The 4,882-nt window shown below is 28.2% G+C and carries 5 protein-coding genes; 4 read left to right on the top strand and 1 reads right to left on the bottom strand.

Going from position 1 to position 4,882, the window contains the following annotated elements; translation table 11 throughout:
* Positions 1-162 precede the first annotated feature (162 nt).
* Entirely contained in the window at positions 163-978 is an 816-nt protein-coding gene (locus JG677_RS07065; protein WP_200170350.1) for a peptidylprolyl isomerase, read from the bottom strand.
* 64 nt (positions 979-1,042) lie between these two features.
* Between JG677_RS07065 and gltX the strand changes: the two genes are divergently transcribed.
* From gltX to JG677_RS07085, 4 genes are all read left to right on the top strand, one after another.
* Positions 1,043-2,431 (top strand): glutamate--tRNA ligase, encoded by a 1,389-nt coding sequence (gltX, locus tag JG677_RS07070; protein ID WP_200217775.1) that lies wholly within the window; start codon positions 1,043-1,045, stop codon positions 2,429-2,431.
* Positions 2,431-3,666: a malic enzyme-like NAD(P)-binding protein gene (locus tag JG677_RS07075; RefSeq protein ID WP_200217774.1), complete on the top strand. Its 1,236-nt coding sequence runs from the start codon at positions 2,431-2,433 to the stop codon at positions 3,664-3,666. The genes gltX and JG677_RS07075 overlap by 1 nt, the downstream gene beginning before the upstream one ends.
* Positions 3,663-4,295, top strand: coding sequence for a uracil phosphoribosyltransferase (gene upp / locus JG677_RS07080; RefSeq protein WP_200217773.1), 633 nt, complete (start codon positions 3,663-3,665; stop codon positions 4,293-4,295). Before JG677_RS07075 ends, upp begins: the two co-directional genes overlap by 4 nt.
* A gap of 1 nt (position 4,296) precedes the next feature.
* On the top strand, positions 4,297-4,882 hold a 586-nt coding region (locus JG677_RS07085; protein WP_200285953.1), incomplete at its 3' end, for an MqnA/MqnD/SBP family protein.

Below are 4,882 nucleotides of genomic sequence, written 5' to 3' on the forward strand. Positions count from 1 at the left end.
AATTGAATGAGTCTGATCTAAATATTAATTTATACAATATGTATAAATATCTTGTTATAACTCAAAATAAATATTAAATTATAAGAAACTTTCTTTACTTTTTATGAGAGAAGATTTATTGTATTTTATTTGCTTATAAAAAATAAAGATAAAATTAAAATTTTATCTTATATATTCTATATTAGCTTTTGAGCGTAATTTTTCAAAATAATCTTGTATGAAATTTTGTTTTTGTTTATTGATATAAGCATTCAAAACTTCATTTTTAACTTCATCAAATTCAGGAGTTTGCTCTCCTCTTTTGTCTTTAACCTCGTAAAGTTCATAGCCATTTTTTGAATTTAAAACAGGGGAGAAATCATTAATATTAATTTGCGATAAAAGAGCCAATAAACGCGGATCAGCATTGCTTATATTTAAATGCGCTTGTTTTCTTTTAAAGGATATTTTATGAGATTTTTTAATTTCTTCTAAAATTGCTGGATCATTTGAATTATAAATATTTACATCAATTTCAGTAAAAATAGAAAATTCGCTTTTGTGCATTTCAAAAAAATTTTTTGCCCCCGCTTCACTATAATCTATTTTTGCCATTGTTAAAATTTGTTCATAAAGCTTTCTTTTTTCTAAATCTTTTTTAAAATCTTGTTTAAAAATTTCAAAACTTTGATTTTTATTTTTTAATTCTTTTTTAAATTGCTCAAGGCTTATGCGGTTTTGCTCTAACATTCTATCAATGCTATTTTCAAGATCAATTTCATTTATAGCAATACCAAATTTTTTGATTTGAGCTTGTTCAATTTTTTCATTGACCAAAATGATTAGAGCTTGATTTCTAGGTATATTTAATTTTTTCATTGTTTGTTGTATTTCATAAAGTGTAATAGGCTCTTTATCTACTATCATAGAGATCGCATTAATGGTGTTAGCATATAAAATATTTGATAAAAAAATACAAGTTGCTAAAATTTTTTTCATAATCAAACCTTTTTTAAGTTGAAATATCGCATTATAACAATAAAAATTTAAGAAAAGGCAAAAAATGCAAGAAAGTATTATAACGCGTTTTGCTCCTTCTCCTACTGGCTATTTGCATATTGGAGGTTTAAGAACAGCATTATATAATTATTTATACGCAAGAAAAAATAAAGGAAAATTTTTATTGCGTATTGAAGATACAGATTTAAAAAGAAATTCTAAAGAAGCTACTAAAGCTATTATCGAAGCTTTTAAATGGTGTAAATTAGACTATGATGGTGAAATTATTTATCAATCAGAGCGTTTTGATATCTATAAGCAGTATATTCAAAAGCTTTTAGATGAGGGCAAAGCTTATTATTGTTATATGAGTAAAGAAGAGCTTGAAGAATTGCGTTTAAAACAAGAAAAAGCTAAAGAGCGTCCAAGATACGATGGAAGATATAGAGATTTTAAAGGTACTCCACCAAAAGGGATAGAACCTGTTGTGCGCATTAAAGCACCACTTAGTGGAGAAATAGTTTTTAACGATGGCATAAAAGGTGAAGTTAAATTTAAAGTCGAAGATATTTTAGATGATTTTATTATAGCAAGAAGTGATGGAAGCCCAACTTATAATTTTACCGTTGTGATAGATGATGCTTTAATGGGGGTAAATAATGTCATAAGAGGCGATGATCATCTTTCCAATACTCCTAAACAAATCATTCTTTATGAAGCTTTAAATTTTAAAATTCCTAAGTTTTTTCATGTTGCAATGATACACGGAGAAGATGGCAAAAAACTTTCCAAAAGACATGGTGCAACAGATGTAATGGAATATAAAGCTATGGGAATACTTTCTCAAGCCCTGCTTAATTTTTTAGTCCGTTTAGGCTGGGGTCATAAAGATGATGAAATTTTTTCTATGGAAGAATTAAAAGAACTTTTTGATCCTTATCATATAAGCAAAAGTGCATCTTCATATAGTTTTAAAAAGTTAGAATGGCTTAATGCCCATTATATTAAAACCCTAGCTTATGATGAACTTAATTTTGAACTTAAATCTTTAGGATTTGATTTTGACAATATCAATAAAGGGAAATTTTTACTCAATTTATTAAGAGAAAGAGCAAAAAATTTATTTGATATTATAAATAGTGCAAAAAGTATTATAGAATTACCACAAAACTATGATGAAGTTGCAGTGGAAAAATTTGTTAATGAAAAGAATTTGGAATTTTTGGCTAAATATTGTGAAGAATTAAAAGAACAAAATACCGCTAAAGATTTTGAAGAATTTACTAATGAATTTTTACAAAAATATGAGTTAAAATTAAAAGATTTAGCCCAGCCATTGCGCATAGCTTTAACTGGAAATGCGGTGAGCCCTAGTATATTTGAAGTATTAGAGTTTTTAGGAGTAAATGAATGTAAAAAAAGAATTAAAGGATTCTTAGAAAAGAGGAAATAATGTATTCAAAAGAAGATGCCTTAAATTATCATTTAGGTGGAAAAATTAGCGTTGAACCAACTAAAAATATGGATTCAAGCAATGATTTATCTTTAGCATATAGCCCAGGAGTTGCAGAGCCATGTTTAGAGATCGCAAAAAATGAAGAACTAGCTTACACTTATACTACTAAATCAAATTTGGTAGCCATTGTAAGTGATGGTTCTGCGGTATTAGGGCTTGGAAATATAGGGCCTAGTGCAAGCAAGCCTGTTATGGAAGGTAAAGCTTGTTTATTTAAAAAATTTGCTAATGTAAATGCTTTTGACCTTGAAATTAATGCACATAGTATAGAAGATATTGTTGCTTTTTGTAAATTTTTAGCCCCAAGCGTTGGAGGGATAAATTTAGAAGACATAGCAGCACCTAAATGTTTTGAAATCGAAGCTGCTTTGCAAAATTTAGGTATTCCTGTTATGCATGATGATCAGCACGGAACTGCTATTATTTCAACAGCAGGTCTTATGAATGCTATGGAGCTTAGTGGAAAAAAATTTCAAGATATTAAGGTAGTCATTAGCGGTGCTGGAGCAGCTGGTGTTGCAAGTGCTAGAATGTATAGAAATTTAGGGGTTGAAAATATTATTTTAGTTGATAGTAAAGGCGTGGTAAATAAGGAAAGAAAAGATCTAAATTCTTATAAACTTGAATTTGTATCAGATACAAAGGATAAAACTTTAAAAGAAGCCTTAAAAGGTGCTGATGTTTTTTTAGGTTTATCAGCGCCTAAAATTTTAGATGATGAAATGGTTTTATCAATGGCTAAAGATCCTGTCATTTTTGCTTTGGCAAACCCTATTCCTGAAGTAATGCCAGAAGATGTTATAAGACTTAGAAAAGATGCTATTATAGGAACAGGAAGAAGTGATTATCCAAATCAAATCAATAATGTCTTAGGTTTTCCTTTTATTTTTAGAGGAGCTTTAGATGTAAGAGCTACTAAAATAACCGAAAATATGAAAATAGCAGCAGCCAAAGCTTTAGCTGATTTAGCCAAACTTCCTGTGAGTGAAAAAGTGAAAAAAGCTTACAATCTAAACAATCTAGAATTTGGAAAAGATTATGTGATCCCAAAACCTTTTGATGATAGAGTTAAGGCTATTGTAAGTACTGCTGTTGCAAGTGCTGCAGTAAAAGATAAAATAGCTAGAATCAAAAATTTTAACGAAAAAGAATATTTTGAAAGCTTAAAATGAAAAATATTCATCAAATTTCTCATCCTTTGATAGAGCATAAATTAGGAATTTTAAGAGATAAAGAAACAAAACCCTTTCAATTCCGTATGCTTATTGATGAAATTAGCTCTTTTTTGCTTTTTGAGGCTACTAAAGATTTGAATTTAAAAAATAAAGAAATTAGAACCCCCATAGCTAAAATGACTGCTAAAGAGCTTGATGAAAAAATTATGATTTGCCCTATATTAAGGGCAGCTTTAGGAATGCTTGAAAGCGTTTTTAAATTAATTCCTAATGCAAGTATCGGTTTTTTAGGTTTTCAAAGAGATGAAGAGACCCTAAAAGCTCAATTTTATTTTCAAAAACTTCCAAAAGATGCTAAAGAGCGTTTAGTTATCGTTATAGATCCTATGTTTGCGACAGGTTCAACTGCTATTGAAGCTTGTAATTTTTTAAAAGAACAAGGCATTAAAAAAATAAAATTTATATCTATACTTGGGACTTTAGAAGGATTAAATAATTTTAATCATTTTCATAGTGATGTAGATGTTTTTATAGCAAGTATTGATGAAGGTTTAGATAAAAATGCCTATATTGTCCCTGGTTTAGGAGATGCTGGAGATAGGGTATTTAATACCTTAGACAAATAAAATGATTTTTGGAAAAATTGATTATATAAATTTATTGCCTTTACATATTTATTTAAAAAAATACCCTTTGCCTAATGGTTTTAAAGCTTCTATGGAATTTAAAAAAGGAGTTCCTAGTAAATTAAATCGTGATTTATTTTATAGAAGAATTGATGGAGCTATCATATCTAGCATAGAAAGTGCAAGAAAAAAATACCAAAATTTAGACATTGGAATTTGTGCCTATAAAAAAGTTTTAAGTGTTTTAGTGCAAAAAAATACACCTAGTTTAAAAGATCCAAGTTCTGCTACTTCAAATGCTTTGGCTAAAGTTTTAAATCAAAATGGAAAAGTCATCATAGGAGATAAAGCTTTAAAACTTTATTTAGAAGATAGTTCAAAATATATTGATCTATGTAGTTTATGGTATAAAAAAACAGGTCTTCCTTTTGTTTTTGCAAGATTTTCTTGTGTGAGAAAAAAAGAATTTTATGAAACAATTTTTAAGAAATTTTCTAAAAAGAAAACCAAAATTCCTTATTATATACTTGAAAAATACGCCAAAAGAGCAAATTTAGATATCAAAGATATAAGATATTATTTAGATG

Origin of the sequence: Campylobacter sp. TTU-622 (assembly GCF_016598965.1) — a bacterium.
Lineage (GTDB): Bacteria > Campylobacterota > Campylobacteria > Campylobacterales > Campylobacteraceae > Campylobacter_D.